24 protein-coding genes are annotated in these 24,103 nt (G+C 65.0%); 13 read left to right on the forward strand and 11 right to left on the reverse strand.

The window, feature by feature from the left end; genetic code table 11:
- Nucleotides 1-8 precede the first annotated feature (8 nt).
- Complete coding sequence (locus M3A49_RS24135) at nucleotides 9-3,491, forward strand: error-prone DNA polymerase (RefSeq protein ID WP_266231336.1); 3,483 nt, start codon at nucleotides 9-11, stop codon at nucleotides 3,489-3,491.
- A gap of 29 nt (nucleotides 3,492-3,520) precedes the next feature.
- Here the strand turns inward: M3A49_RS24135 and M3A49_RS24140 are convergent, their stop codons facing one another.
- The gene (locus tag M3A49_RS24140; protein WP_266231337.1) at nucleotides 3,521-4,444 is read right to left on the reverse strand and encodes a dTDP-4-dehydrorhamnose reductase family protein; all 924 of its coding nucleotides are present in this window, start codon (nucleotides 4,442-4,444) and stop codon (nucleotides 3,521-3,523) included.
- An 11-nt stretch (nucleotides 4,445-4,455) separates the two neighbouring features.
- Complete coding sequence (locus M3A49_RS24145; RefSeq protein WP_201698136.1) at nucleotides 4,456-4,662, reverse strand: heavy-metal-associated domain-containing protein; 207 nt, start codon at nucleotides 4,660-4,662, stop codon at nucleotides 4,456-4,458.
- Between the two features lie 164 nt (nucleotides 4,663-4,826).
- On the opposite strand from M3A49_RS24145, the gene cueR reads away from it, so the two are divergent.
- The 3 genes from cueR (at nucleotide 4,827) to M3A49_RS24160 (ending at nucleotide 6,277) form a co-directional block, all read left to right on the forward strand.
- The gene (cueR, locus tag M3A49_RS24150) at nucleotides 4,827-5,252 is read left to right on the forward strand and encodes a Cu(I)-responsive transcriptional regulator (protein WP_266231338.1); all 426 of its coding nucleotides are present in this window, start codon (nucleotides 4,827-4,829) and stop codon (nucleotides 5,250-5,252) included.
- A gap of 297 nt (nucleotides 5,253-5,549) precedes the next feature.
- Complete coding sequence (locus M3A49_RS24155) at nucleotides 5,550-5,699, forward strand: DUF3563 family protein (protein WP_081772024.1); 150 nt, start codon at nucleotides 5,550-5,552, stop codon at nucleotides 5,697-5,699.
- 287 nt (nucleotides 5,700-5,986) lie between these two features.
- Nucleotides 5,987-6,277, forward strand: a complete 291-nt coding sequence (locus tag M3A49_RS24160) for a hypothetical protein (protein ID WP_254354890.1) — start codon at nucleotides 5,987-5,989, stop codon at nucleotides 6,275-6,277.
- Between the two features lie 30 nt (nucleotides 6,278-6,307).
- Here the strand turns inward: M3A49_RS24160 and M3A49_RS24165 are convergent, their stop codons facing one another.
- Both M3A49_RS24165 and M3A49_RS24170 read right to left on the reverse strand, forming a co-directional pair.
- The gene (locus M3A49_RS24165) at nucleotides 6,308-7,153 is read right to left on the reverse strand and encodes a 23S rRNA (adenine(2030)-N(6))-methyltransferase RlmJ (RefSeq protein WP_254354889.1); all 846 of its coding nucleotides are present in this window, start codon (nucleotides 7,151-7,153) and stop codon (nucleotides 6,308-6,310) included.
- A gap of 209 nt (nucleotides 7,154-7,362) precedes the next feature.
- Nucleotides 7,363-8,334, reverse strand: a complete 972-nt coding sequence (locus M3A49_RS24170) for a potassium channel beta subunit family protein (protein ID WP_028208437.1) — start codon at nucleotides 8,332-8,334, stop codon at nucleotides 7,363-7,365.
- Nucleotides 8,335-8,596: 262 nt separating this feature from the next.
- Between M3A49_RS24170 and M3A49_RS24175 the strand changes: the two genes are divergently transcribed.
- The gene (locus M3A49_RS24175) at nucleotides 8,597-9,400 is read left to right on the forward strand and encodes a 3-hydroxybutyrate dehydrogenase (RefSeq protein WP_266231339.1); all 804 of its coding nucleotides are present in this window, start codon (nucleotides 8,597-8,599) and stop codon (nucleotides 9,398-9,400) included.
- Between the two features lie 29 nt (nucleotides 9,401-9,429).
- Nucleotides 9,430-10,695 carry a patatin-like phospholipase family protein gene (locus M3A49_RS24180; protein ID WP_266231340.1) on the forward strand — a complete coding sequence of 422 codons (1,266 nt, stop codon included), beginning with the start codon at nucleotides 9,430-9,432 and terminating at the stop codon, nucleotides 10,693-10,695.
- 124 nt (nucleotides 10,696-10,819) lie between these two features.
- On the opposite strand, the gene M3A49_RS24185 is transcribed toward M3A49_RS24180, so the two are convergent.
- On the reverse strand, nucleotides 10,820-12,019 hold the full coding sequence (locus M3A49_RS24185) for an amino acid aminotransferase (RefSeq protein WP_266231341.1): 1,200 nt from the start codon (nucleotides 12,017-12,019) through the stop codon (nucleotides 10,820-10,822).
- 336 nt (nucleotides 12,020-12,355) lie between these two features.
- On the opposite strand from M3A49_RS24185, the gene uvrB reads away from it, so the two are divergent.
- The 6 genes from uvrB to M3A49_RS24215 all read left to right on the forward strand — a co-directional run bounded on the left by uvrB (nucleotide 12,356) and on the right by M3A49_RS24215 (nucleotide 18,612).
- Nucleotides 12,356-14,437, forward strand: a complete 2,082-nt coding sequence (gene uvrB, locus M3A49_RS24190; protein ID WP_266231342.1) for an excinuclease ABC subunit UvrB — start codon at nucleotides 12,356-12,358, stop codon at nucleotides 14,435-14,437.
- A 318-nt stretch (nucleotides 14,438-14,755) separates the two neighbouring features.
- The gene (locus tag M3A49_RS24195) at nucleotides 14,756-15,304 is read left to right on the forward strand and encodes an iron transporter (RefSeq protein ID WP_266231344.1); all 549 of its coding nucleotides are present in this window, start codon (nucleotides 14,756-14,758) and stop codon (nucleotides 15,302-15,304) included.
- Nucleotides 15,305-15,386: 82 nt separating this feature from the next.
- Complete coding sequence (locus tag M3A49_RS24200; protein ID WP_266231345.1) at nucleotides 15,387-15,740, forward strand: cupredoxin domain-containing protein; 354 nt, start codon at nucleotides 15,387-15,389, stop codon at nucleotides 15,738-15,740.
- 52 nt (nucleotides 15,741-15,792) lie between these two features.
- Nucleotides 15,793-16,638, forward strand: a complete 846-nt coding sequence (locus tag M3A49_RS24205) for an FTR1 family iron permease (RefSeq protein WP_266231346.1) — start codon at nucleotides 15,793-15,795, stop codon at nucleotides 16,636-16,638.
- On the forward strand, nucleotides 16,635-18,062 hold the full coding sequence (locus M3A49_RS24210) for a 4Fe-4S binding protein (RefSeq protein WP_266231347.1): 1,428 nt from the start codon (nucleotides 16,635-16,637) through the stop codon (nucleotides 18,060-18,062). The genes M3A49_RS24205 and M3A49_RS24210 overlap by 4 nt, the downstream gene beginning before the upstream one ends.
- A 142-nt stretch (nucleotides 18,063-18,204) precedes the next feature.
- Nucleotides 18,205-18,612, forward strand: a complete 408-nt coding sequence (locus tag M3A49_RS24215; protein ID WP_266231348.1) for a GlcG/HbpS family heme-binding protein — start codon at nucleotides 18,205-18,207, stop codon at nucleotides 18,610-18,612.
- Between the two features lie 328 nt (nucleotides 18,613-18,940).
- Here M3A49_RS24215 and hemP read toward each other — a convergent pair whose 3' ends face one another.
- The 4 genes from hemP to M3A49_RS24235 all read right to left on the reverse strand — a co-directional run bounded on the left by hemP (nucleotide 18,941) and on the right by M3A49_RS24235 (nucleotide 21,317).
- A complete protein-coding gene (hemP, locus tag M3A49_RS24220) occupies nucleotides 18,941-19,201 on the reverse strand; it encodes a hemin uptake protein HemP (RefSeq protein ID WP_266231349.1) in 261 nt (86 codons plus the stop codon).
- A gap of 174 nt (nucleotides 19,202-19,375) precedes the next feature.
- Nucleotides 19,376-19,861 carry an SRPBCC family protein gene (locus M3A49_RS24225; protein WP_133183540.1) on the reverse strand — a complete coding sequence of 162 codons (486 nt, stop codon included), beginning with the start codon at nucleotides 19,859-19,861 and terminating at the stop codon, nucleotides 19,376-19,378.
- A 38-nt stretch (nucleotides 19,862-19,899) separates the two neighbouring features.
- Nucleotides 19,900-20,298: an OsmC family protein gene (locus tag M3A49_RS24230; RefSeq protein ID WP_028208425.1), complete on the reverse strand. Its 399-nt coding sequence runs from the start codon at nucleotides 20,296-20,298 to the stop codon at nucleotides 19,900-19,902.
- Nucleotides 20,299-20,435: 137 nt separating this feature from the next.
- Entirely contained in the window at nucleotides 20,436-21,317 is an 882-nt protein-coding gene (locus tag M3A49_RS24235) for a pirin family protein (RefSeq protein WP_266231350.1), read from the reverse strand.
- 121 nt (nucleotides 21,318-21,438) lie between these two features.
- Between M3A49_RS24235 and M3A49_RS24240 the strand changes: the two genes are divergently transcribed.
- Nucleotides 21,439-22,479 carry a LysR family transcriptional regulator gene (locus M3A49_RS24240; RefSeq protein ID WP_254354876.1) on the forward strand — a complete coding sequence of 347 codons (1,041 nt, stop codon included), beginning with the start codon at nucleotides 21,439-21,441 and terminating at the stop codon, nucleotides 22,477-22,479.
- 417 nt (nucleotides 22,480-22,896) lie between these two features.
- Here M3A49_RS24240 and M3A49_RS24245 read toward each other — a convergent pair whose 3' ends face one another.
- Nucleotides 22,897-23,316, reverse strand: a complete 420-nt coding sequence (locus M3A49_RS24245; protein ID WP_254354875.1) for an ExbD/TolR family protein — start codon at nucleotides 23,314-23,316, stop codon at nucleotides 22,897-22,899.
- Between the two features lie 18 nt (nucleotides 23,317-23,334).
- Nucleotides 23,335-24,081: a MotA/TolQ/ExbB proton channel family protein gene (locus M3A49_RS24250; protein WP_069262508.1), complete on the reverse strand. Its 747-nt coding sequence runs from the start codon at nucleotides 24,079-24,081 to the stop codon at nucleotides 23,335-23,337.
- Nucleotides 24,082-24,103 lie beyond the last annotated feature (22 nt).

The raw sequence follows: 24,103 nt of genomic DNA on the forward strand, positions 1-24,103 counted from the left end.
CAGGAATCATGTCGATCAGCGGGACGGGCGCGTCGTCGCCTCCACAGTTGCCGGCGCAGTGGGCCGCGCAGCTGCCTGACTACGCCGAGCTGCACTGCCTGACCAATTTCACCTTCCTGCACGGCGCGTCGCGCCCGGGCGAGATGGTCGAGCAGGCGATCCGCCACGGCTACCGCGCGCTCGCGATCACCGACGAATGCTCGTTCGCGGGCGTCGTGCGCGCCTGGAGCGCGCTCAACGAATACGACGAGGCGCGCAAGAAGGCGTATGACGAAGCCGTGCGCGAGGCCCGCGAACGCGGCGGCCATACCGCCGCCGCAGCCCTGGGCCCGTTCGAGCCGTCGCTGCACCTGCTCACCGGCAGCGAGCTGAATCTCGTCGACGAACATGGCGCACCGTTCTGCACGATCGTTGCGCTCGCCATGACCCGCGAAGGCTACGGCAATCTTTGCGAGCTGATCACGCTTGCGCGCTCGCGGACGGCAAAGGGCAGCTATCGCGTGCATCCCGCCGATTTCACCGAGCCCGGGACGGGCTTCGAGCATCTGAAGCACTTGCGCGAGTGCGTGTTGCTGCTCGTGCCGCAGCGCACGGCCACGCTCGCGCAAACGCTGCGCGCCGCGCACTGGCTCGCGGGGTTCGCGGCCGAGCGCGCCTGGCTCGCGCTCGAACTCTGGCAAACCGGCGGCGACGACACGCAGATCGAAGTGCTGCGCCACGTCTCGCAGGAGAGCGGCCTGCCGCTCGTCGCGGCGGGCGGCGTGCTGATGCACGCGCGTTCGCGCAAGCCGTTGCAGGATACGCTGAGCGCGATCCGTATCGGCAAGCCGCTCGCTTCGTGCGGGCGCGCGCTGGAGGCGAATGCGGAGCGGCATCTGCGCTCGCGCGTGCGGCTTGGCGCGATTTATCCGCGCGAGGCGCTCGACGCGACACTCGACGTCGCGCGCCGCTGCACGTTTTCGCTCGGCGAGCTGGCCTACGAATATCCCGAGGAACTGGTGCCGCCCGGCGAGACGCCGCAGTCGTGGCTGCGCAAGCTCGTGATGAAGGGCGCACTGGAGCGCTGGCCCGACGGCCTGAACGACAAGCGCCGGAATCAGATCGAACAGGAGCTCGAGCTCATCGACGAGCTGAAGTACGAGAAGTACTTCCTCACGGTGCACGACATCGTCCGCTTCGCGCGCGATCAGAAGATCCTGTGCCAGGGGCGGGGCTCGGCGGCGAACTCGGTGGTCTGCTACTGCCTGAAGATCACGGAGATCGACCCCGTGCGCATGAACATGCTCGTGGCGCGTTTTCTCTCTCGCGCGCGCAACGAGCCGCCCGACATCGATGTCGACTTCGAGCATCAGCGCCGCGAAGAGGTCATTCAGTACATCTATCGCAAGTACGGCACGCGCCGCGCCGCGCTGGCCGCGACGCTCATCACCTATCGCTCGCGCAGCGCGTTGCGCGATGTCGGCAAGGCGCTCGGCCTCGACAGTGCGCTCGTCGAAAAACTCTCGGGCGCGCATCAGTGGTGGGACGGCCCCGATTCGATTGCGCGCCATCTGGAGGAAGCGGGCTTTTCGCCCGACTCGCACGTCACGCAGCAGCTCATCCGCCTCACGCGCGAGCTGCGCGGTTTTCCGCGCCATCTCTCGCAGCACGTGGGCGGTTTCGTGATCGCGCGCGACAAGCTCTCGCGCCTCGTGCCGATCGAAAACGCGGCGATGAAGGACCGCTACGTGATCGAGTGGGACAAGGACGATATCGACGCGCTGCGGCTGCTGAAAGTGGACGTGCTCGCGCTCGGCATGCTCTCGGCGATCCGCCGCTCGCTTGAATTCGTGGCGCTCAGGCGCGGGCTGCCCGAGATGCGCGTGCAGGACATTCCGGTCGAGGACCCGGCGGTGTATCGCATGTGCGCCAGGGCCGATACGGTCGGCGTGTTCCAGATCGAGTCGCGCGCGCAGCAGAGCATGTTGCCGCGTTTGCGGCCGCGCACGTACTACGACCTCGTGATCCAGGTGGCGATCGTGCGGCCGGGGCCGATCCAGGGCGACATGGTGCATCCGTACCTCAAGCGCCGGCACGGCGACGAGGCGGTGGAATATGCGAAGGAAGAATTGCGCCCGGTGCTCGAACGCACGCTCGGCGTGCCGATCTTCCAGGAGCAGGTGATGCATCTCGCGATGGTCGCCGCCGACTACACCGGCGAGGAAGCCGACAAGCTGCGCCGCGCGATGGCCGCATGGCGGCGCGATGGAGACCTGCGGCCGTATCAGGCCGATCTCACGAAGCGCATGCTCAAGAAGGGCTACTCGCTGGAATTCGCCGAGCGCATCTGCAAGCAGATCGAGGGTTTCGGCGACTACGGCTTTCCGGAAAGCCATGCGGCGAGTTTCGCGCTGCTCGTCTACACGAGTTCGTGGCTCAAGCGTTACGAGCCCGCGGCATTTCTGGCAGGATTGCTGAATAGTCAGCCGCTCGGTTTCTATTCGCCTTCCCAGCTCGTGCAGGATGCGAAGCGTCACGGCGTGCAGGTGCGCGCGCCCGATATCGCGTTAAGCGACTGGGCGTCGGTGCTGGAGCGGCGCGGCGCACCCGGCGAGCGGCTCGATGACGAGGCGGTTCGCGCGCGCAACGCCGAGGGGCTGCGTTATCGCGCGCTGCTGGGCGCGGCCGCGTTGACGCGCAGGGGCACGCTCAAGCGCGGCGGCCGGCGGCACAGGTTCATGGACGGCCTCAAGCGCGTCGTGCGCTCGCGCATTGCGCTTGCGCCGCGGCGCTATGGACGCGGCGGCCCGGCCGTGCGCCTCGGCTTCAGTCTCATCAAGGGCTTTTCCGAAGATGCCGCGCGGCGTGTGATTGAGGCGCGCGATCGTGCGCCATTCACCGACGTCGACGATCTCGCGCGCCGCGCGGCGCTCACGCGGCGCGAGCTGGAGGCGCTGGCGGCGTCGAACGCGCTCGCGAGCATCGCGGGCCATCGGCGCGAGGCGTGGTGGGCCGTGACCGCGCAGCACGCGGTGCCCGCGCTGTTGCGCGACGCGCCCGTGGCCGAGGCGCCGCTGGCGTTGCCGCGCGCTTCCGAAGGCGCGGAAATCGTCGCCGATTACGCGAGCCTGCGTCTCACGCTCAATCGCCATCCGCTCGAGCTGCTGCGCCACGGACTCGCGAAGCAGCGCTTTCGCACGGCGGAGCAACTGGCGCACTGCCGGCACGGCATGCTCGCGCGCGTGTGCGGGATCGTGACGGTGCGGCAGCGGCCGGGCACGGCGAACGGCACGATCTTCGTATCGCTCGAGGACGAGACCGGCAGCGTCAACGTGATCGTGCACGCGTCGCTCGTCGAATCGCAGCGCAAGGAACTGCTAGGGTCTTCGCTGCTGGCGGTGGCGGGCGTGGTGCAGCGCGAGGGCGAGGTCGTGCACCTAGTGGCGCACCGGCTGGAGGACCACAGCCGGCTGCTCGGGCGGCTCGCGACGGAGAGCCGCAATTTTCACTGAATTCTCGCTGGCGAGCGGCTGGCTCGCCGCTACGCGTTGCGCTGCCCGCCGTCTCTCATGAAAGCGTCGAGCACGGCGCGAATCGCCACGTCGAACGGCGTGCGGCGGCCCATCCCCAGTGTTTCGAGGCGGCTCGAATCGAGATGACAGTCGCGCGGGCGCGGCGTGGCGTCGGTGGGCGTCGGCTGGGCGAGCAGACGCGCCTCTACGCCAAGTGCCTGGGCGATGCATTGGGCGATGTCGTACTTCGTCATCGGCTCGTCGCCGGACCACTGCGCGACCCCGCACACGGGCTTGCCATCCGCGCAGCGCAGTAACAGTTCGCGGATCACGAACGCCACGTCGGGCGTGAAAGTGGGGTAGCGCGTGGCCCACGCGTCCATCGGTGCCGCCTGCGCCCCGGGCTTTCCCGAAGCGACGATGGCTGGCACGAGACTCGTGACCGCGGATTCGTGCCAGCCGACGATCGGCCCGTATAGCAAGGGCAGGCGCAGCACGAGGGCGTTGTCGCTGGTTTCGAGCAAGGCCCGTTCACCTTCGAGCTTGCTGTGGCCGTAGGCGTTGAGCGGATTCGGCGTGTCGTCGACGCGGTATGGCGGCTGCGTGCCGTCGAACACGTAATCGGTGGAGATCGACAGCACCCACGCGCCGCGCTGCCGCGCCGCCGCAGCGATGCTGCGCACCGCATCGACGTTGAGCGCGCGCGCCGCCGCCGGATCTTGCTCGCACACGTCGGGGCGGCGCTCGGCGGCGGCCAGCACGATCGCGTCGGGCGCCTCGCGCTCGACGAAGGCGTTCACGGCCTGCGCGTCGCGCACGTCGAGCACAGTCTGCTGCGGGCCGCCGTGACGGAACGCGGTCGGCACGACTTTCCAGGTGGTCACGGCGGCGAGTTCGCGCACCACGGCGCGCCCGAGCAGGCCAGACGCGCCGATCACGGCAACCTTGAACATGGCTCGGCCCGTCAGACGCTGGCCGTGCCGACGACGGTGTAGCCGGCTTCGTCGATCGCCGACTTCAGGACTTCGGCGCTCTGGCTCGATTCGACCTTCACGCGGCCGGCAGCCAGATCGATCTCGACCCTGGCTTGTGCGTCGTGTTCGTGGATCGCGCGCGTGACGGCGCCTACGCAGTGCTGGCAACTCATGCCTTCGACGTTGAACTGGATCATCGTGTGTTCCTTTTTTCAGAGATTGAGGCTTGTTACTACTCGATATGAGGCCGCCGGCGGATTATGCCAGCGGGGACCGCTTGTCGCGCTGGACCTTCCCATCATGGGAAGGTGTACGATCAAAACCATCGACCAAACGATTGACCAGACAGCGGGAGAACGGCGTGAACATCGGCGAAGCGGCTCGTGAATCGGGCGTTACGGCAAAAATGATCCGGTACTACGAAAGCGTCGGGCTGCTGGCGCCCAAAGGGCGCACGGAGTCCGGCTACCGGGTCTATGGCGCGGAGGAAGTGCATTCGCTGCGCTTCATCCGCCAGGCGCGCCGGCTTGGTTTTCTGGTGGAGGACATCCGGCGCCTGCTGGCGCTCTGGCACGACCGCTCCCGCGCGAGCGCCGAGGTCAAGTCGATCGCGCTCGAACATGTCGCCGAACTCGACCAGCGCATCGCCGAGCTCTCTCAGATGCGCGACACGCTCGCCCACCTGGCTTCGCACTGCCAGGGCAATGACCGGCCCGACTGCCCGATCATCGAGCGGCTTGCCGACGTTGCCACGACAGACTGCCCCGGGCCGGGCCACGTCCACTGAACGCAGGTGCAACCGCGGCGGGCAAATTGACGCAACCGCATTGGCTGCGTGCACCGTATTAGTGCAATTTGGCGTGATTGCGCCTAAGCGCCAGCGAAGTCGCTGGGAAATGTGTCGATAAAACATGATGTTGCCGATTCGTATTCCAAGGTCATTCCAAATTGGAATGCACGGTATTCGGGCAATTCACTAGCAAAGTTCGGTGCAACCGTTATAATGCGGGTTATCCCTAATGAGGGTTATCCCTGATGCGACTTCACCGGGGATCGCCGAACCGAATCCTTGGAGCACACCATCATGTTTGCATTCCTTCTTGAAAAGCTGAGCAACTGGTTTGAAACTGCCGAACGTCGTCGCCGCGAAGCGTATCTCGCATCGTCCGCCGATATGGTGCAGCTCGAGCAGCGCATTCGTACGATCGAATCGAACGGCTACAACTCGCTGTAAGCCAGTTTCAACCGGGCTTCAGTCCGGTTGGAGCCGCACTATCTCAAGCCCCGCATTGGCGGGGCTTTGTCATTTCTGCACCGCCGATGGCCGATGGAACAGAGTCTGAGCCTTCCCACCGGGGTAAGGTAAAGTCTTTTTTGCGACGAGCCGTCATAGCAATGGTGTCGCTTTCTCTCCGGGGGCCGTTCATGGTGCAAGACCGCATTTCCCACCGCACGTCCGTGTCGCCTCGCCGCGTGTTGCGTCGTTTTTCTGTTACGCGTGCGGGTCTGATCGCCGTTGTCATGGCGTGCGCCAGCGCCGGCGCACATGCCGGGCAGCCGCTCATTCTGGATACACAAAGAGGGATTAGCGACGGCCAACCGGGGCTGGTGCTGCAAAACGCGCCCCTCTCGCACGAGCCGATGGTTCAGGCGGTGCAACCGGCGGGTCTCGCACCGGATTCGTCGCAGCCCTACGTCGTCGCGCCGTACGTGGAAGTGCAGCAGGGCGGCGGGCGGCCGACTCCGCCGCCGCGTCCCCCGCATCATCGTCCAACGCCGCCGCTTCCCCAGCCGCTGCCGTCCGGGCAGTGACGCCGCTCGTGCGGGGTTGAGTCCGCGGGCTCAGTCGCCGCGCGACTCGATCCTGAATTGTGCGCCGGCGTCCTGGCCGAGCGTTTTCACGAGCCACGGCAGCGCCTCTTTCATCGCCGCTTCGAGCGTGTAGGGCGGGTTCAGGATGAACATGCCGCTGCCGTAAAGGCCGAAGCCGTCTTCTGGCGGGTTGCTCACCGAAAGCGTGAGGTGCAGCCAGTTCTTGTTCTGCAGGCGCTTGAGCTGCTCCGGGAAGCGCTGCGATTCGGGACGCGTGACCTGCGGATACCAGACCGCGTACGTGCCGTTCGCGAAGCGTTTGAGGCTTTCCTCGACGCACGCCAGCGTGCGCGCGTAGTCGCGCTTGTCCTCGAAAGACGGGTCGATCAGCACGAGCGCCCGGCGCGGCGGCGGGGGCAGGAGCGGCTTGATGCCGTCGAAGCCGTCGCCCGCGTAGATCATTACGCGGCGGCCCGCGTCGTGGAAGCGGTGGCGCAGCACGTCGATTTCCGTGCTGTGCAATTCGAACAGCCGCATGCGGTCCTGCTCGCGCATGAGACGCCAGGCGAGATAGGGCGAGCCGGGGTAGAAGCGCAACTCACCGTCGGGGTTCAGCGCCGCCACTTCGTCGACGTAGTCGGCGAGCGCCGCAGGCAGGTCGTTGCGGCCCCACAGCTTGCCGATGCCGGTGTCGAACTCGGCGTTCTTCGTCGCGTAGCCTTCGCGCAATGCATAGGCGCCGGCGCCCGCGTGGGTGTCGATGTACCAGTACGCCTTGTCCTTCTTGCTGAGGTAATGCAGCAGTTGCACGACGACGGCGTGTTTCAGGACATCGGCATGATTGCCGGCGTGGAAGGCGTGACGGTAGCTCAGCATGATGGACGGGACACGAGGTCCGGTGAGAACGGGGAAGACGGCAGCGGCGGCGCGATGACGGCGGCGCCTGCGAGGCCGCGTATTGTACGCCACAGCAAGTACGCCACCGCAATACGTGACCCGCAGTACGCCGCCCGGCCGGCTACGCCGGCGCGCGAGCCCACCCCACGGTTTCGGCCGCGCCGCGCCTTCCGGGCATGCGCGCTACGTCAGTCGTAAGCGTCGCCGACGATCGCCTCGATCTGCGCCTTGATGTCCGGCGTGATCTTTTCCGCCACGTCGCGCGCTTTCATGTTTTCGCCGATCTGCTCGATGCGCGAGGCCCCGGTGATGACCGTGCTCACGCGCGGATTCTTCAGGATCCACGCGAGCGCCAGTTGTCCCACCGAACAGTCGAGCTGTTTCGCGAATTCGGCGAGCTTGCCGACGATCTCGTTCTTGTCGGGGTCGGTGACGTTCTTGCGCAGCCAGTCGTAGCCCTGCAGTTCCGCGCGGCTGCCCGACGGCACGCCGCCGCGGTACTTGCCGGTGAGCAGACCCGAGGCGAGCGGGCTCCATGTGGTGAGGCCGAGGCCGATGTCCTCGTAGAGCCGACGGTATTCGTCTTCCACGCGGGTGCGGTGGAACAGGTTGTATTGCGGCTGCTCCATGGCCGGCTTGTGCAGGTGATGGCGCTCCGCGATTTCCCACGCGGCGCGGATTTCGTCGGCGCTCCACTCCGAGGTGCCCCAGTAGAGCGCCTTGCCGCGCGTGATCATGTCGCTCATCGCCCAGACGGTTTCCTCGACCGGCGTGTTCGGGTCGGGGCGGTGGCAGAACACGAGATCGACATAATCCAGCTGCAGCCGCTTGAGCGAGCCGTCGATGGCGTCCATGAGGTACTTGCGGTTGAGCGTGTGGTACTGGTTGGGCGCTTCGTTCAAGCCCCAGTAGAACTTGGTCGAGACCACATAGCTCACGCGCGGCCACGCGAGCTCCTTGAGCGCCTGGCCCATGAGCTCTTCCGACTTGCCGCCGGCGTAGGCCTCGGCGTTGTCGAAGAAGTTGATGCCCGCGTCGCGCGCCGCCGCGAGCGATTCGCGCGCGAGCCTGGCGTCGACCTGGTTGCCGTAGGTGACCCACGAGCCGATGGACAGTTCGCTTACCTGCAGGCCTGAGCGGCCCAGTCGCCGATAGTTCATTAACGCCTCCTTGTGAGCCGATAAACCTAGCACGACTTGGCCGTTGCTGCTGAACGGCTTGCGCCGCGCGCGCCGCGCCTTGCAGTGCGGCGAAACTCGCTTTTGCCTGTCGTGCTCGATGCTTCGACGAGGCGCCTTCATGCACAATAGCCTGGTTGGCCGCGACGCAACATCCGGCCGGATGGCATACGCCATTCGTCAGGTTTGACGGCGCGCGCTCCGAGGTTTCATCCTGTCCCGTTCACTCACCTGGAGGTGCCCGATGTCGTCTCTCTCCCTGAACACGAAACTCGATGGCAAGGTCGCCGTCGTTACCGGCGCGGCCAGCGGCATTGGCAAGCAGATTGCCCTCACGCTCGCGCAGGCGGGCGCCGCTGTCGCCATCGCCGACCTGAACCAGAGCGGTGCGGACGCCGTGGCCGAGGAGATCAAGGGCGCAGGCGGCAAGGCCATCGGCGTCGCCATGGATGTCACGAGTGAAGAGGCCGTGAATCAGGGCATCGACCGCGTTGGGGCTGAACTCGGCCCGGTGGATATCCTGATCTCGAACGCCGGCATCCAGATCGTGAACCCGATCGAGAACTACGCGTTCTCCGACTGGAAGAAGATGCAGGCCATCCACGTGGACGGCGCGTTCCTCACCACCAAGGCGGTGCTCAAGCACATGTACAAGGACGACCGCGGCGGCGTCGTGATCTACATGGGATCGGTGCATTCGCACGAAGCGTCGCCGCTCAAGTCGGCCTATGTCGCGGCCAAGCACGCGCTGCTCGGCCTCGCGCGCGTGCTCGCCAAGGAAGGCGGCAAGCACAACGTGCGCTCGCATGTGGTGTGTCCGGGCTTCGTGCGCACGCCGCTCGTGGAAAAGCAGATTCCCGAGCAGGCGAAGGAACTCGGCATCTCCGAGGAAGAAGTGGTCAAGCGCGTGATGCTCGGCGGCACGGTGGACGGCATTTTCACGACCGTCGAGGACGTCGCGCAAACCGTGCTGTTCCTCTCGGCGTTCCCGAGCGCAGCGTTTACGGGCCAGTCCTTCGTGGTGAGCCACGGCTGGTTCATGCAATAACGCAGGCATTGGGGCGAGGAGGCGCGGCAATGGCGCAACGCAAGAAGGGGCAGGTCCAGTCGAGCGCAGTCGACGACGAGGTCGGCGCGCATACCGGCGCGCGTATCGGGAACGCACCGCAGCCGCATGTTTCGCACTGCGGCGCGGAAGCGAAAGAATGGGAAACCATCGCGCTCACGCTGCAGGGGGGCGGTGCGCTCGGCGCGTATCAGGCGGGCGTGTACGAAGGGCTCGTCGAGGCCGGCATCGCGCCCAACTGGATCGCGGGTATCTCGATCGGCGCGCTCAATACGGCCATCATCGCGGGCAATGCGCCCGAACATCGCGTGGCGCGGCTGCGCGAGTTCTGGGAGACGATCTGCCAGCCCGCCTTCAGCTTCCCGTTGCCGCCCTTCGTCGAGCATGCGCTGTTCAATGCGAACGCCGCCGTGCGCAAGACCTTCACGGCCATGCAGGCGGCAGGCGCGATCGTGGAAGGGCAGAAGGGCTTTTTCGTGCCGCGCTTTCCGCCGCCGCTGCCCAACGGATCGGGTTCGCCCGAAACGGCCAGCTACTACGACACGAAGCCCCTCAAGGCCACGCTGGAACGCCTGTGCGACTTCGAACGCATCAACTCGGGCGAAACGCGCGTGTCAGTGGGCGCGGTCAACGTGGGCAGCGGCAACTTCGTCTATTTCGACAACAAGACCACGACCTTGCGGCCCGAGCATTTCATCGCCTCGGGCGCGCTGCCGCCGGGCTTCGCGGCGGTGGAGATCGACGGCGAGTACTACTGGGACGGCGGCCTGATGTCGAACACGCCGCTCTATGAGGTGATCCAGACCACGCCGCGGCGTGACACGCTCGCGTTCCAGGTCGATCTCTGGAGCGCGCGCGGGCCGGTGCCCGACAACCTCATCGACGTGCAGGGCCGCGTGAAGGACATTCAGTATTCGAGCCGCACGCGCCTCGTGACCGATATCCTGCAGCGCTCGCAGCGTTACCGGCATGTGCTGCGCGAGGTCCTCGATCGCGTTGCGCCCGAGCATCGCAATGACCCGTGGGTCGCGCTGGCGGACGAGCTTTCGTGCTCGAAGAAGTACAACGTGATCCACCTCATCTACCGGCAGAAGGAGTACGAGGGGCATTTCAAGGACTACCAGTTCGGCCTCTCGACCATGCACGAGCATTGGACTAGCGGCTTGCAGGACATCCGCGCCTCGCTCGCGCAGCCGGGCTGGCTCGACAAGCCGGACAACGACTCGGGCTTTGTTACGCACGATATCCATCGCGATTCGCGAGGCCACGGCGGCTGACGCTTTCCGGCAAGTTTTCCGCAACCTTCGCCAAAGAAAAAGGCGTCCGTTCGAAAGAACGGACGCCTTTTTTTATCGCGCCAGCAAGCCGCATCGGAGCGGCCTGTCTTGCTGGCGAACGACCTTACTTCAGCACTTGGGCAACGGCGCTCGCCACGACGTCGAGGTTGCGCGTGTTCAGCGCGGCCACGCAGATGCGGCCCGTGCTGACGGCATAGATGCCGAACTCTTCGCGCAGGCGGTCGACTTGTGCAGCGGTCAGGCCCGAGTACGAGAACATGCCGCGCTGCACGTTGATGAAGTTGAAGTCGCGGTCCACGCCGGCGGCCGTGAGGCGCTCGACGAGGCCCGTGCGCATCGCGCGGATGCGGTTGCGCATTTCGCCGAGTTCCACTTCCCACATGGCGCGCAGGTCGGCCGAGCCGAGCACGGCTGCGACCACCGAGCCGCCGTGCGTCGGCGGGTTCGAGTAGTTCGTGCGAATCACGCGCTTGAGTTGCGAGAGCACGCGCGACGACTCTTCCTTGCTGCTCGTGAGGATCGACAGCGCGCCCACGCGCTCGCCGTACAGCGAGAACGACTTCGAGAACGACGACGAGACGAACACGTTGAGTTCCGAAGCGGCGAAGAGGCGCACGACTTCGCCGTCTTCCGCGATGCCGTCGCCGAAGCCTTGATAGGCGATGTCGAGGAACGGCACGAGGCCTCGCGCCTTCACGACCTCGATGACCTGCTTCCACTGGTCGATCGTGAGGTCGACGCCGGTCGGGTTGTGGCAGCACGCGTGCAGCACGACGACGGTGCCGGCGGCGTAGCCGTTCAACGCGCTCAGCATGCCCTCGAAGTTCACGCCGTTGGTTTGCGCGTCGTAGTACGGATACGCGATGACTTCAAAACCCGCGCTTTCGAACAGGGCGCGGTGGTTTTCCCAGCTCGGGTCGCTGATCGCGACCTTGGCGCTCTGGTTCACGCGCTTGAGGAAGTCGGCGCCGATCTTGAGCGCGCCCGTGCCGCCCAGCGCCTGCGCCGTGACGACGCGGCCCGCGGCGATCAGCGGCGAGTCGTCGCCGAGCAGCAGCTTTTGCACCGCGGCGTCATACGCGCCGAGACCTTCGATCGGCAGGTAGCCGCGCGGCAGACCGGCTTCCACGCGGGCCTGTTCTGCTTCGCGCACGGCGCGCAGCAGCGGAATCTTGCCTTCCTCGTTGGTGTACACGCCCACGCCGAGGTTCACCTTGGTCGCGCGCGCATCGGCGTTATAGGCTTCGTTCAGACCCAGGATCGGGTCGCGGGGGGCGAGTTCGACAGCGGAAAAGAGGGACATGATCGTTCGGCAAAAGTGAAGGAAGATCGGTTGGGCCACATGCTGCATCGGCCACGGAACTCGCTATTGTAACGAATCCTCAAGCGGGATTTCCGCGGATTTGGCATTCTCCGCGCCGTTTTCAGGGCTATTTCCGGCACGATTGGGCGATTTCTGGCGCGTCGTTGCGCAGCGTTCGCCGCCCGTCGACCGTCGCCGCTGCGGGCGGCCCTTGCAGCACCGCCCGCCGCACCCCATCTAGCATCCAGACCCACCCAGGGCCACCCAGGCTCGCCCCTCGGCAAGATCCGGCGAGACGCTAGAATAGTTGTTTGCTTCGCGCACAGGATGCCCCACATGTCCGACCACACCGTCGCCGACGCGCCCGCGCTCGACGAGTCGAAATTCGTCCAGTACGAAGGCTCGCCGTTCCAGCTCTACCAGCCGTACCTGCCGGCAGGCGACCAGCCTACGGCCATCGAAACGCTCGTGGAAGGCGTGGAAGACGGCCTCTCGTTCCAGACGCTGCTCGGCGTGACGGGCTCGGGCAAGACCTATACGATGGCGAACACCATCGCGCGCCTCGGCCGCCCGACCATCGTGTTCGCGCCGAACAAGACGCTCGCCGCGCAGCTCTACGCCGAATTCCGCGAGTTTTTTCCGCGCAACGCTGTCGAGTACTTCGTCTCGTACTACGACTACTACCAGCCGGAAGCCTATGTGCCGCAGCGCGATCTCTTCATCGAGAAGGATTCGTCGATCAACGAGCACATCGAGCAGATGCGGCTTTCGGCCACCAAGAGCCTGATGGAGCGGCGCGACGTGGTGATCGTCGCGACGGTCTCGGCGATCTACGGTATCGGCAATCCGTCCGAATACCACCAGATGATTCTCACCCTGCGCCACGGCGACAAGCTCGGCCAGCGCGACGTCATCGCGCGCCTGATCGCCATGCAATACACGCGCAACGAGCAGGACTTCCAGCGCGGCACCTTCCGCGTGCGCGGCGACACCATCGACATTTTCCCGGCCGAGCACGCCGAAATGGCCGTGCGCGTGGAACTGTTCGACGACGAAGTGGAAACGCTGCAGCTCTTCGATCCGCTCACGGGCCGCGTGCGCCAGAAGATTCCGCGCTTTACGGTGTATCCGTCGTCGCACTACGTCACGCCGCGCGAGACCGTGCTGCGCGCCGTCGAAACCATCAAGTTGGAATTGCGCGAGCGCCTCGAGTTCTTCCATACGGAAGGCAAGCTCGTGGAGGCGCAGCGCCTCGAGCAGCGCACGCGCTTCGATCTGGAAATGCTTCAGGAGCTGGGCTTCTGCAAGGGCATCGAGAACTACTCGCGGCACTTTTCGGGCGCGCTGCCCGGCGAGCCGCCGCCCACGCTCGTCGATTACCTGCCGACCGACGCCATGATGTTCCTCGACGAATCGCACGTGCTGATCGGCCAGTTCAACGGCATGTACAACGGCGACCGCGCGCGCAAGGAAAATCTCGTCGATTACGGCTTCCGGCTGCCTTCGGCGCTGGATAACCGGCCGCTCAAGTTCAACGAGTTCGAGCGCAAGATGCGCCAGGTGGTATTCGTCTCGGCCACGCCGGCCGACTACGAGAAGAGGGTGACGGGCCAGATCGCCGAGCAGGTCGTGCGGCCCACGGGCCTGGTCGACCCGATGATCGAAGTGCGGCCCGCATCGACCCAGGTCGACGACGTGCTCGGCGAGATCAACGAGCGCGTGGCCGTGGGCGAGCGCGTGCTCGTTACCACGCTCACCAAACGCATGGCCGAGCAGCTCACCGAGTTCCTGGCCGACCACGGCGTGAAGGTGCGCTATCTGCACAGCGACATCGACACGGTCGAGCGTGTGGAGATCCTCCGCGACCTGCGTCTGGGCACGTTCGACGTGCTCGTGGGCATCAACCTGCTGCGCGAGGGCCTCGACATTCCCGAGGTCTCGCTCGTGGCGATTCTCGACGCCGACAAGGAAGGTTTCCTGCGCGCCGAGCGCTCGCTTATCCAGACGATCGGCCGCGCTGCGCGCAACGTGAACGGCAAGGCGATCCTCTACGGCGACCGTATGACCGACTCGATGCGGCGAGCGATCGACGAAACCGAGCGCCGCCGCGCCAAGCAGATCACCTTCAACGAGGAGAACGGCATCGTGCCGCGCGGCGTGGTCAAGCGCATCAAGGACATCATCGACGGCGTCTACAACGTCGATGATGCCCGCGCCGAACTGCGCGAGGAGCAGGAGCGAGCGAAGTTCGAGGACATGTCCGAGAAGCAGATCGCCAAGGAAATCAGGAAGCTCGAAAAGCAGATGATGGACTACGCGAAGAACCTCGAATTCGAGAAAGCCGCGCAGACGCGCGACCAGCTCGCCGTGCTGCGCCGGCGCGTATTCGGGGCGAACGTGGGCGACCATCCGATCTGACAGGCTTCGAGCAGGCTGTGAGTTCGGGCTGGCAGGGTGGCATGCACGTCGCTCTGCGCCTGCCTCGATCCAGAATTCATTCCATTTACCTCTCGAGCACTCGCGGCCCTGCAATCGTGCTGCAAGGCGTCCTAAGCCTGTGTTAACAAAGCGCTGCTAAAACCCTGTTCCGCTGAGGCTTTTCGTGGCGCTGAATTTGTCCCTCATCTGCATCGGTGTTAAACTCCGCCATTATTGAGAATTGTTCGCATTAACTTTTTCATGTGCATGCGGCAGGCTCAGCGGGTTGTAACCCTCATATAAAAACCAGGAGTTTCGATGCGGATTCACACTCTCTTGCGCGGCGCTGCCGTCATCGCGGCCGCCACGGCGGCAATTGCGGCCAATGCGGCTGAATACCCGATCGGCAAGCAAGCAATCCAGAGCGGCATGGAGATCGGCGCGGTCTATCTGCAGCCGATCACGATGGAGCCGGAAGGCATGATGCGCAAGGCATCGGATTCCGATATTCACCTCGAATCGGACATCCACGCGGTCAAGAACAACCCCACCGGCTTCGCCGAAGGTGACTGGATGCCGTATCTGCAGGTTCACTACGAACTGACGAAGCCGGGTTCGAGCTATGTGCAAAAGGGCGACCTGATGCCGATGGTTGCGAACGACGGCCCGCACTATGGCGACAACGTGAAGCTGGCCGGTCCCGGCAAGTACCACCTCAAGTTGATCGTGGACGCGCCGATGCAGACGGGCCACATGGCGTTCGGCCGTCACGTCGACAAGGAAACGGGCGTGGGCCCGTGGTTCAAGCCGGTCACGCTGGAATACGATTTCCCGTTCGCGGGCATCGGCAAGAAGGGCGGCTACTAAGCCGTCGCGAGGCAGCTCGGGCGGCGGCGCGCATCTTGTGCAGCGCCGCCGCATGAATGGCAGCAAGGAGCAGGTAAAACCAATGACTGAAATGCGGAAGTTTGCGGCGCTCGCGCTCAGCGCGTCTTTTGCGGTGTCGCTGGCGGGCGTGGCCACGACGGCGCACGCCGAAGATCTGCCCACGTTCAAGCTCGAAATGACCGACGGCAAGCTCAACCCCGCGCGCATCGAAGTGCCGGCGGGCAAGCGCATCAAGATCGAGGTGCGCAATACGGGCAAGGGCGCGGCGGAGTTCGAGAGCGTGCAGCTGCGCAAGGAGAAGGTGCTGGCGCCGGGCGCGGACTCGTTCGTCGTGATCGCCCCGCTCGATCCGGGCGAGTACAAGTTTTTCGACGATTTCCATCAGCAGGCGCAGGGCGTGATCGTCGCCAAGTGAGCATTGAGAAGTCAGGCCGCTGGCGCGTATCGCCGGTAGCAGGAGGTGTTGAATGGGTCAGGTGATGTTCATCGTATGGCGGGAGAGCGTCGAGGCGCTGCTCGTCGTCGGGATTCTTTATGCGTGGCTGAAAAACGGCGACGCGGATGCGCGGCGCGGCGTGCCGTACCTGTGGGGCGGCGTGGCGCTCGGCATTCTTGCCGCCATCGGCCTCGGCGCGGCGCTGGTCGGCTTTACCGAAGTCCTGTCGGGCGACGCGCAGGACTACTTTCAGACCGGCATGGTGCTGGTGGCGTGCGTGCTGATCGTGCAGATGGTGCTGTGGATGAAGCAGCACGGCCGCACGCTCAAGCGCGAGATGGAAGAGTCGCTGGAACAGAGCACGCGCGACGCGAACTGGTGGGGCGTGACGATTCTTGTCGCGCTTGCCATCGCGCGTGAGGGCAGCGAGACGGTGATCTTTCTCTACGGCCTCGGCTTCGGCCAGTCGGGCCATGTGGACGCGAGTCAGTACCTCGCGGTGCTGATCGGCCTCGCGCTTGCGTTTCTCACGTTCTATCTCCTGCAACTGGGCGGCAAGATCTTCTCGTGGCGGCACTTCTTCCGCGTCACCGAGATCATGCTGCTGTTCCTCGGCGCGGGTCTGTTCCAGAGCGGCGTGGACAAGCTGATCGACAAGGAAATCCTGCCGACCCTCGTCGACCAGGTGTGGAACTCCTCGGCGATCCTCGACGACTCGAGCACCTTCGGCTCGCTCGTCGCGACGCTCACGGGCTACCGCGCGCATCCGGCGCTCATGAACCTGATCGCCTACGCCGTCTACTGGCTCGTGGTGTGGTTCCTCGTGCGGCGCGCCACCGGCCGCGCGGGTGCGGTTGCGAAGAGGAAGGCAGCATGAGTTGTGCATCCGCTCGCCCGACGCAGGCAAACGGGCGCCCTGGCAAGCTCGCCCAGGCGGGCCAGTGGATGCAACGTCACGGCGCGGCGATCCGCGCCGTGCAGTGGGCCGTGGTCGCTGTCTACGCGTTCCTGATTCTCGTGCCGGCGGCGATGCCGCTGCCCGGCGACACGGCGCACCTGTGGAACAACCTCACGCTCGCGGCGCAGTTCGTGTTCTGGGGCATCTGGTGGCCGTTCGTGCTGCTCTCGATGGTGATGCTCGGCCGCGTGTGGTGCGGCGTGCTCTGCCCCGAAGGCGCGCTCACCGAGTTCGCCAGCAAGTTCGGCCGGGGTCGCGCCATCCCGCACTGGATGCGCTGGGGCGGCTGGCCTTTCGTGGCCTTCGGTCTCACCACGATCTACGGACAGATGGTGAGCGTCTACCAGTACCCCAAGGCGGTGCTGCTGGTGCTGGGCGGATCGACGCTCGGCGCGATGGTGATCGGCTTTCTGTACGGGCGCGAAAAGCGCGTCTGGTGCAAGTATCTCTGCCCCGTGAACGGGGTTTTTGCGCTTTTGGCGCGTCTCGCGCCGTTTCGCTACAAGGTCGACGAAGACGCCTGGCGCAACTCCTACACACACGGCGAGCACGGCGGGCATCGCGTGATTCCCGTGAACTGCGCGCCGCTCGTGCCGCTGCGCAACATGAAGGGCGCGGCGCAGTGCCACATGTGCGGTCGCTGCAGCGGCCACCGCGACGCCATCGCGCTCTCGTGGCGCTCGCCGGCGGAAGAAGTGGTCGAACTCGGCGACAGCCAGGCCAGCGCGTGGGACACGGCACTGATTCTCTACGGCCTGCTGGGCGTGGCGATCGGCGCTTTCCACTGGACCGGCTCGCCGTGGTTCATCGGCATCAAGCAGTGGCTAGCGGGCTGGCTCATCGACCGCGACATCACGTGGCCGCTCGACACCAACGCGCCGTGGTTCCTGCTCACGCATTACCCGGCGCAGAACGACGTGTTCTCGTGGCTCGACGGCGCGATGATCGTCGGTTATATCGTCGCGACGGGGCTCGTCTATGGCACGGTGCTGCTCGCGATCCTCGCGGGCTCGACTGCCGTGCTCGGGCGTTTCGAGATGCGGCGTGTGCATCACTTCGCGCAGTCGCTGATCCCGCTGGCGGGGGCGGGCGTGTTCCTCGGCCTGTCGGCCACGACGCTCTCGCTGCTGCGCGCGGAGCACGTGCCGCTCGACTGGGCCGCCGAGGTGCGCATTGCGATTCTGGTCATCACGAACCTCTGGAGCGCCTGGCTCGCGTGGCGCGTAACGGGGCGCTACAGTTCGCGGTTCTGGCAGCGCGCGCTCGCGCTCGCGGGCTTCGCGCTCGCGCTCGCCGTGGTGGACAGCGCGTGGTGGCTCATGTTCTGGGGCTGGGTGCGCTGAGCATGCTGCGGCGTTTCTTCATCTGCCGCTGATATAGGCGACATACGAGGGATCATTGCGTCGCGGCACAAGTCTGGGTGTTACTCTCAAAACCGGGTTGGCGATTTCGCCAAACCCGGTTTTTGACTTTTCGGAGAGACGCATGCGAACGCGAGCAGTACTGACCGATGAAGACGTGATCCGGGTAGCCGACGCGGCCGTCGCGCACGCCCGCTCGAATGAATGGAACGTGACGATCGCCATCGTCGATGACGGCGGCCATCTGCTGTATTTGCGCCGCCTCGACGGCGCCGCGCCCGTCAGCGCGGAGATCGCCGTGGCCAAGGCCCGCACTGCGTCGCTGGGCCGCCGCGAGAGCAAGATGTACGAGGACGTGATCAAGCAGGGCCGCACGGCGTTCCTGAGTGCGCCGCTCACCGGCATGCTGGAAGGCGGCGTACCTGTGAGCGTGAACGGCGACGTGATTGGCGCGGTCGGGGTCTCGGGCGTGAAGTCCGATCAGGATGCCGCCATTGCGCGTGCGGGCATAGCGGCGCTCGGGGTGGAGTAAGCCCATCCATCGTCGCGCCTGGCGACGCCAGAAAAAACAAAAGCCGCGGACGGATGCCGCGGCGCTTGTCTCGGGCGGCTCACGCTTCGCGCGCCGCCCCGTGCTTTGCATGGGACCGGAGTAAGCGCTAAAGCGCCAACTCAGGATCGACACAGAGGTATGAGAACAAAAAAATGGCGTGGCTTGCTTCGACGGCCGGCTTGAAGCTTGAAGGATGTCTGCACGAAGGGGTCTAGATCTCGCGTGCAAGCCGTCGTTGCTGGCTAATGCCCCAACGCCTCTCGGTGGAGGCGGTCCCCACAATACCCGGTTGAAAACTGCTTGAAGCCTATTTCGTCAGGATCAGCTTGCCGAGCCGGGTGGCCCGCAGCTGATACGTTTCGCCGTTGTGCATGATGCTCACATGGCTGCGGCCTTGCAGCAGCGCCGCGCTATCCAGTTTCCTCTCGTCGCTTGCCGCGGCGACCGCCGGCTCGGCGCTCCTGCGCGGCTTGGGCTCTGCGACGGCAGGCTTCGGCCGCGCGCTGGTCAATGCCGAGCCGCCGTTGCGGCGCAAGCTTAGCGTGGAGGTGCGGTTCAGTTCGGTCATGAACGTGACGTCTTTGTCTCGATTCGATGGATCAATTCTAAATGATAATCGTTCGTATTTTCAACTATGAGATATTCATCGAAATCGAATGCCGATAGCCTGAGGCGAAGCGGGCGGTAGCGTGAATCGGCGCTTGCCGTGCCGCGCAGGGCGGGAGGGCAAGCGCCGGGGGCTTCAGTGCAGCGCGTTCGGCGCGCTGCCGTCGCCCTGCACGAACTGGCGGATGAGACGCACGGTGTCGATGTCCGACTCGCGATAGGCCGACTTCACGATCTCGGAAGTCTGCCGGTCGTCCTCGGTATCGGCGGTCGGCAGCGTCGTGCGGTACTCGAAGCGCAGAAAGAGCTGCAGCGGATCGGGCTGCTCGATCGTCATCGTGAGCGAGCCACCCACGTACTCGGCGGTCGCCATGATGTCGTAGCGCACGCTCTCATTAGGCGTGAGCGTGACGCGATCGCGTACCGTGGCGTGGCCATAGTGCAACTCGCGCTCCATCGTGCTCTCGGTGCGCGAGAGGATCGTGCAGCTGTCGAGCCCGATCACGAAGAGCTGCGGCTGCTCGGCGCGCAGCACGAGCCCTTCCCAGAGCTGCTCGCGCGTCATGGCCTCGACGAGCGGGTTCAGCGGATCGTTGATCTGGATGAGGTGTTCAAAATTCAAGGCGGCGCCTTCCTGTGTCTGTGTCCGCGCGCCGCCGCTCAAGCGACGACGAGACCCGTGCGGATCGTGATCGTGTTCGTGAGGACCTTGTGGACCGGGCAGGCGTTGGCGATCTGCAGCAGGCGCTCGCGCTGCTCTTCGGTGAGCGCGCCTTCGAGCACGATCTGGCGGTCGATCTTCGTGCCTTCGCTGCCGGTTTCCATCGCGAGCTTCACGCGTACGCCTTCGAGTGGCCACTCCTTGCGCTGCGCATACATCTTCAGCGTGATGGAGGTGCAGGCGCCAAGGCTCGAGAGCAAGAGCGAGAAGGGCGACGGTCCGCGGTCGCCGCCGCCGAGCGAGGCGGGTTCGTCGGCGATCCAGGTGTGGGTGCCGTCGTCGAACTGGACCTGATAGTTCGTCGAGCCAATGTGTGCGGTGACTGCGGGTTCGGCCATGCGCTCCTCGCGGACGGGACGGTTAAAGAGGGACGGACGCGCAACCTGTGGTGCGCGCCCCGCAAACCTTATTGTGACGGAAAGCGGGCGGGCCGGTAGCGATGCTTCGGAAACCCGCGTCCCGGCGCAACCCGGATTCAGTGCGCGATGCGCCCCATGCGCCCGGCCTGATAGTCGAGCACGGCCTGGCGGATCTCCTGCTCCGTGTTCATCACGAACGGGCCGTAGCGCACGACCGGCTCGTTCAGCGGCACGCCGCCGATCAACAGGACGCTGATCGGCGCGCTCGCGTCGGCCGGGGCGGCGAGCGTGACGGTGTCGCCGTCGCTCGCGAAGGTCACCATCTGCTGGGCATCGATCGCTCGCGCGTCGGGCCCGTACAGACCCGTGCCCGAGAGGCCGTACGCAAACACGCGATAGTCGCTTGGCACTGGTTGCTCCACGCGCGCGCCGGGCGCGAGCGTGAAGTGCTGGTAAAGGATGGGCGTGCGCGTTTCGATCGCGGCCTTCGCGCCCAGCGCTTCGCCGGCAATCACCTTCACCGAGACTTTGCCGTCCTTCGAGCGGCCCACCGGAATCTGCTCCGTGGGCAGTTCCTGGTAGCGCGGCGCCATCATCTTGTCGCGCGCGGGCAGATTCACCCACAACTGCAGGCCATGCATGCGGCCGCCCGTGCGCGTGAATTCGGGGTCGGGCATCTCGCTGTGGATCACGCCCGCGCCGGCCGTCATCCATTGCACGTCGCCGGGGCGCAGCGTGCCCGAATGGCCCGCCGAGTCCTTGTGGCCGAAGCGGCCTTCGACCATATAGGTGACGGTTTCGAAGCCGCGGTGCGGATGATCGGGCGCGCCCTTGGCCTCGCCGGGCGCGTAATCGACGGGGCCCATCTCGTCGAGCAGCAGGAACGGATCGAAGTCCATCAGCTGGCGGGTCGGAAACGGCCGATGGACGATGAATCCGCCACCCTCGGTGGTGCGAACCGCGGGATACACGCGTTCGATCGTACGGGACGTGGTCATGGATATCACCTCGAATTGTGGGAATTGCGTTATATGCGAAACAAACCGCTATTATAGGTAGCCAATTTGGCCTGTTTTACGGCCTCATCGCAATGGATTGTCCCATCGCTGGAACGACGACATGAAGATCGATTCGCATAACCTCAACGACCTGATGTACTTTTCGCAGGTGATCGAGCATGGCGGCTTTTCCGCTGCCGAACGCGTGCTCGGCATCTCGAAGTCGCGTCTGTCGCGGCGGGTGAGCGAACTCGAGGCCTCGCTCGGCGTGCGCCTGCTGCAGCGTTCCACGCGCAAGCTCGCGCTCACCGAAGCGGGCGAACTCTTCTACCAGCATTGCCGCTCGATGCTCGCCGAGGCGCAGGCCGCGGTGAACGTCGTTCAGTCGCTGCGCTCGTCGCCGCGCGGCACGGTGCGCGTGAGCGTGCCCGTCACGCTTTCGCAAACGATCTTTTCGCAGGTCATTCCGGAATTCATGCATCGCTACCCCGAGGTGCGGGTGGTGATGCGCGTGACGAACCGCGTAATCGACCTGTTCGAAGATTCGGTGGATATCGCGCTGCGCGTGCGCTCGGAGCCGCCGCAGAACGCCAATATCGTGGTGCGTCCGCTGTGGCGCACCGAGCAGATGCTGGTGGGCGCGCCGAGCCTGCTCGCGCAGAACGCGCCGCCGCTCACGCCAGACGACCTCACGCGCTTCGAAACGCTCGATACGCCCACGGGCGACGGCCGCCACGTGTTTCAGCTCATCGCACCCGATGGCACGCGACATTCGCACGAACACGAGCCACGCCTTATCACCGCGGACCTCACGACGATCCGTGAAGCGGCGCTGGAAGGCCTCGGCATCGCGGCATTGCCGGAGATGATGTACGGCGCTGCGCTGCGCTCGGGCAAGCTTTCACCGGTGATGCCGGGCTGGACGCTGCCGGTGCCGCAGCTCTATGCGGTATTTCTCTCGCGCCAGGGCATGGTTCCGGCCGTGCGTGCCTTTGTCGATTACCTCGTGGAAGTGCTCGATGCCGATAAGGGCTTGCAGCAGGAATGTCCGCTGAGAAGCGAGATCGCCGCGCTTGCAGCGCCTGCAGAAGGGCAGAGTGCACCCAGCAGAGAGGTTGGGTTGTCGCGCACAAAGAGCGCGAGCAGGATCGAAACGGCATGAAGCTTTGCGAACGTGCACGCGCGTGCGCTTGTATGAAACTTGAGTTTTCACGTAGTGCATTTGTGCGCAACGTTTAGCGCCATTTGTTTTTAGGCATTCAAGCGTGAGCGGCCATCGCTACATTCAATGGCCGAACTCTTGTAGGCGCGAAGCGAGAGGAATATATTGAAGTCCTTCTCGCCAAGCACCGGTCTTGAGCGGGAATTGATGGCCGCTATCATAGTGGGCCTTCAGGGCCGAAAGCGCAGTCCGTGTTGCCCACGGCAGTCGCATGTGCCGACGTGAACCGATCGATTGTCGGGGAGTCGCCGCCACCGCCCGAATGCGCCGCGTGCGCACGAAAAAAGGCCTTCATCTGACGATGAAGGCCTTTTACTTTGTACCGCTCAATTTTGCGCGCTGCGCGCAGTGACGCGATCAGTGATGCGCAGGGTCGGTGACGAAACCGAGCTTCGTGAGGCCGCCGCTTTGCGCGGCGGACATCACCTGGGCAACGCGTTCGTACTGCACCTTGCGGTCCGCGTTCAGATGCAGTTCCGGTTGCGGTGTCGTTTGCGCGGCTGCTGCGATCTTCTGGTTCAGCGCCGCGTCGTCGACCTGCGCGCCGTCCCACAGCACGGTGCCGTCCGCTTCGATCGAGATGTTGATCTGCGCGGGCTTCGCGTCTTCCTTCTGGCTGCTCGCATGCGGCAGGTCGATCTTCACGGCGTGACGGATCACGGGAATCGTCACCATGAAAACGATCAGGAGAACCAACATGACGTCGACGAGCGGCGTCATGTTGATCTCGTTCATCAGGCCATCGTCGTCGTCGCTGGCAAAGGGGCTCATCGCCATGATGCTTGCCTCCGCTCTTTAGTGGCTGCGCGCAGCGACACGCAGGTTGCTCGTGTTGCCTTCCTTCGCGCCGCCACGTGCGGTCGAGGTGAGGCGCGCGCCCGTCACGAAGAAGGCATGCAGGCCGTGCGCGAAGCGGTTGAGCTTCGTGACGATCGCCTTGTTGGCGCGGGTGAGGGCGTTATAGCCGAGCACGGCGGGAATCGCGACGAACAGGCCGAAGGCGGTCATGATGAGCGCTTCGCCCACCGGGCCGGCCACGGCGTCGATCGAGGTTTGACCCGTCGCGCCAATCGTAAGCAGTGCGTGATAGATTCCCCACACCGTGCCGAACAGGCCGACGAACGGCGCCGTGCTGCCGATCGAGGCGAGAATGGCGAGGCCGCTTTGCATCTTCGCGACCGACTCGTCCATCGTGTCCTTCAGGCAGCGCGTGACCCAGTCTGACACGTCCATGCGGTCGTGCAGATGCGGCTGCGTCTGATGATGGTGATCGGCGGCTTCCTGGCCCGACAGTGCAAGCGCGAGGAACGGGTTGTCTTCGCGCGAGCCGCTGCCGAGCTTCTTCACACCGTCGGCGAGATCGTCCGAGTGCCAGAACTGCTGCTCGGCGTTCTTCGTGAGGCGTTTGAGGCGCGCGACATTCCAGCCCTTCACGACGATCACGCACCACGACAGCACCGACATGATCAACAGCGCGAGCGCGATGCCGCGCGTCACGAAATCCCCTTGCGCCCAGACGTGGGCGATACCGTAGTTCTGCATTCCTGATCCTCTTTATTCAATT

The sequence above is a fragment of the Paraburkholderia sp. CNPSo 3076 genome, assembly GCF_026343935.1.
Lineage (GTDB): Bacteria > Pseudomonadota > Gammaproteobacteria > Burkholderiales > Burkholderiaceae > Paraburkholderia > Paraburkholderia nodosa.

What these genes read in the sequence shown, in the direction of transcription:
- M3A49_RS24195 (WP_266231344.1), top strand. Translation starts at nt 14,756, where the DNA reads ATGCGGATTCACACTCTCTTGCGCGGCGCTGCCGTCATCGCGGCCGCC.
- M3A49_RS24185 (WP_266231341.1), bottom strand. Translation starts at nt 12,019, where the DNA reads ATGTCCCTCTTTTCCGCTGTCGAACTCGCCCCCCGCGACCCGATCCTG.
- M3A49_RS24200 (WP_266231345.1), top strand. Translation starts at nt 15,387, where the DNA reads ATGACTGAAATGCGGAAGTTTGCGGCGCTCGCGCTCAGCGCGTCTTTT.
- M3A49_RS24240 (WP_254354876.1), top strand. Translation starts at nt 21,439, where the DNA reads ATGAAGATCGATTCGCATAACCTCAACGACCTGATGTACTTTTCGCAG.
- uvrB (WP_266231342.1), top strand. Translation starts at nt 12,356, where the DNA reads ATGTCCGACCACACCGTCGCCGACGCGCCCGCGCTCGACGAGTCGAAA.
- M3A49_RS24165 (WP_254354889.1), bottom strand. Translation starts at nt 7,153, where the DNA reads ATGCTGAGCTACCGTCACGCCTTCCACGCCGGCAATCATGCCGATGTC.
- M3A49_RS24250 (WP_069262508.1), bottom strand. Translation starts at nt 24,081, where the DNA reads ATGCAGAACTACGGTATCGCCCACGTCTGGGCGCAAGGGGATTTCGTG.
- M3A49_RS24140 (WP_266231337.1), bottom strand. Translation starts at nt 4,444, where the DNA reads ATGTTCAAGGTTGCCGTGATCGGCGCGTCTGGCCTGCTCGGGCGCGCC.
- M3A49_RS24145 (WP_201698136.1), bottom strand. Translation starts at nt 4,662, where the DNA reads ATGATCCAGTTCAACGTCGAAGGCATGAGTTGCCAGCACTGCGTAGGC.
- M3A49_RS24180 (WP_266231340.1), top strand. Translation starts at nt 9,430, where the DNA reads ATGGCGCAACGCAAGAAGGGGCAGGTCCAGTCGAGCGCAGTCGACGAC.
- hemP (WP_266231349.1), bottom strand. Translation starts at nt 19,201, where the DNA reads ATGACCGAACTGAACCGCACCTCCACGCTAAGCTTGCGCCGCAACGGC.
- M3A49_RS24170 (WP_028208437.1), bottom strand. Translation starts at nt 8,334, where the DNA reads ATGAACTATCGGCGACTGGGCCGCTCAGGCCTGCAGGTAAGCGAACTG.
- M3A49_RS24135 (WP_266231336.1), top strand. Translation starts at nt 9, where the DNA reads ATGTCGATCAGCGGGACGGGCGCGTCGTCGCCTCCACAGTTGCCGGCG.
- M3A49_RS24205 (WP_266231346.1), top strand. Translation starts at nt 15,793, where the DNA reads ATGGGTCAGGTGATGTTCATCGTATGGCGGGAGAGCGTCGAGGCGCTG.
- M3A49_RS24245 (WP_254354875.1), bottom strand. Translation starts at nt 23,316, where the DNA reads ATGGCGATGAGCCCCTTTGCCAGCGACGACGACGATGGCCTGATGAAC.
- M3A49_RS24155 (WP_081772024.1), top strand. Translation starts at nt 5,550, where the DNA reads ATGTTTGCATTCCTTCTTGAAAAGCTGAGCAACTGGTTTGAAACTGCC.
- M3A49_RS24230 (WP_028208425.1), bottom strand. Translation starts at nt 20,298, where the DNA reads ATGGCCGAACCCGCAGTCACCGCACACATTGGCTCGACGAACTATCAG.
- M3A49_RS24210 (WP_266231347.1), top strand. Translation starts at nt 16,635, where the DNA reads ATGAGTTGTGCATCCGCTCGCCCGACGCAGGCAAACGGGCGCCCTGGC.
- M3A49_RS24175 (WP_266231339.1), top strand. Translation starts at nt 8,597, where the DNA reads ATGTCGTCTCTCTCCCTGAACACGAAACTCGATGGCAAGGTCGCCGTC.
- M3A49_RS24235 (WP_266231350.1), bottom strand. Translation starts at nt 21,317, where the DNA reads ATGACCACGTCCCGTACGATCGAACGCGTGTATCCCGCGGTTCGCACC.
- M3A49_RS24160 (WP_254354890.1), top strand. Translation starts at nt 5,987, where the DNA reads ATGGCGTGCGCCAGCGCCGGCGCACATGCCGGGCAGCCGCTCATTCTG.
- M3A49_RS24215 (WP_266231348.1), top strand. Translation starts at nt 18,205, where the DNA reads ATGCGAACGCGAGCAGTACTGACCGATGAAGACGTGATCCGGGTAGCC.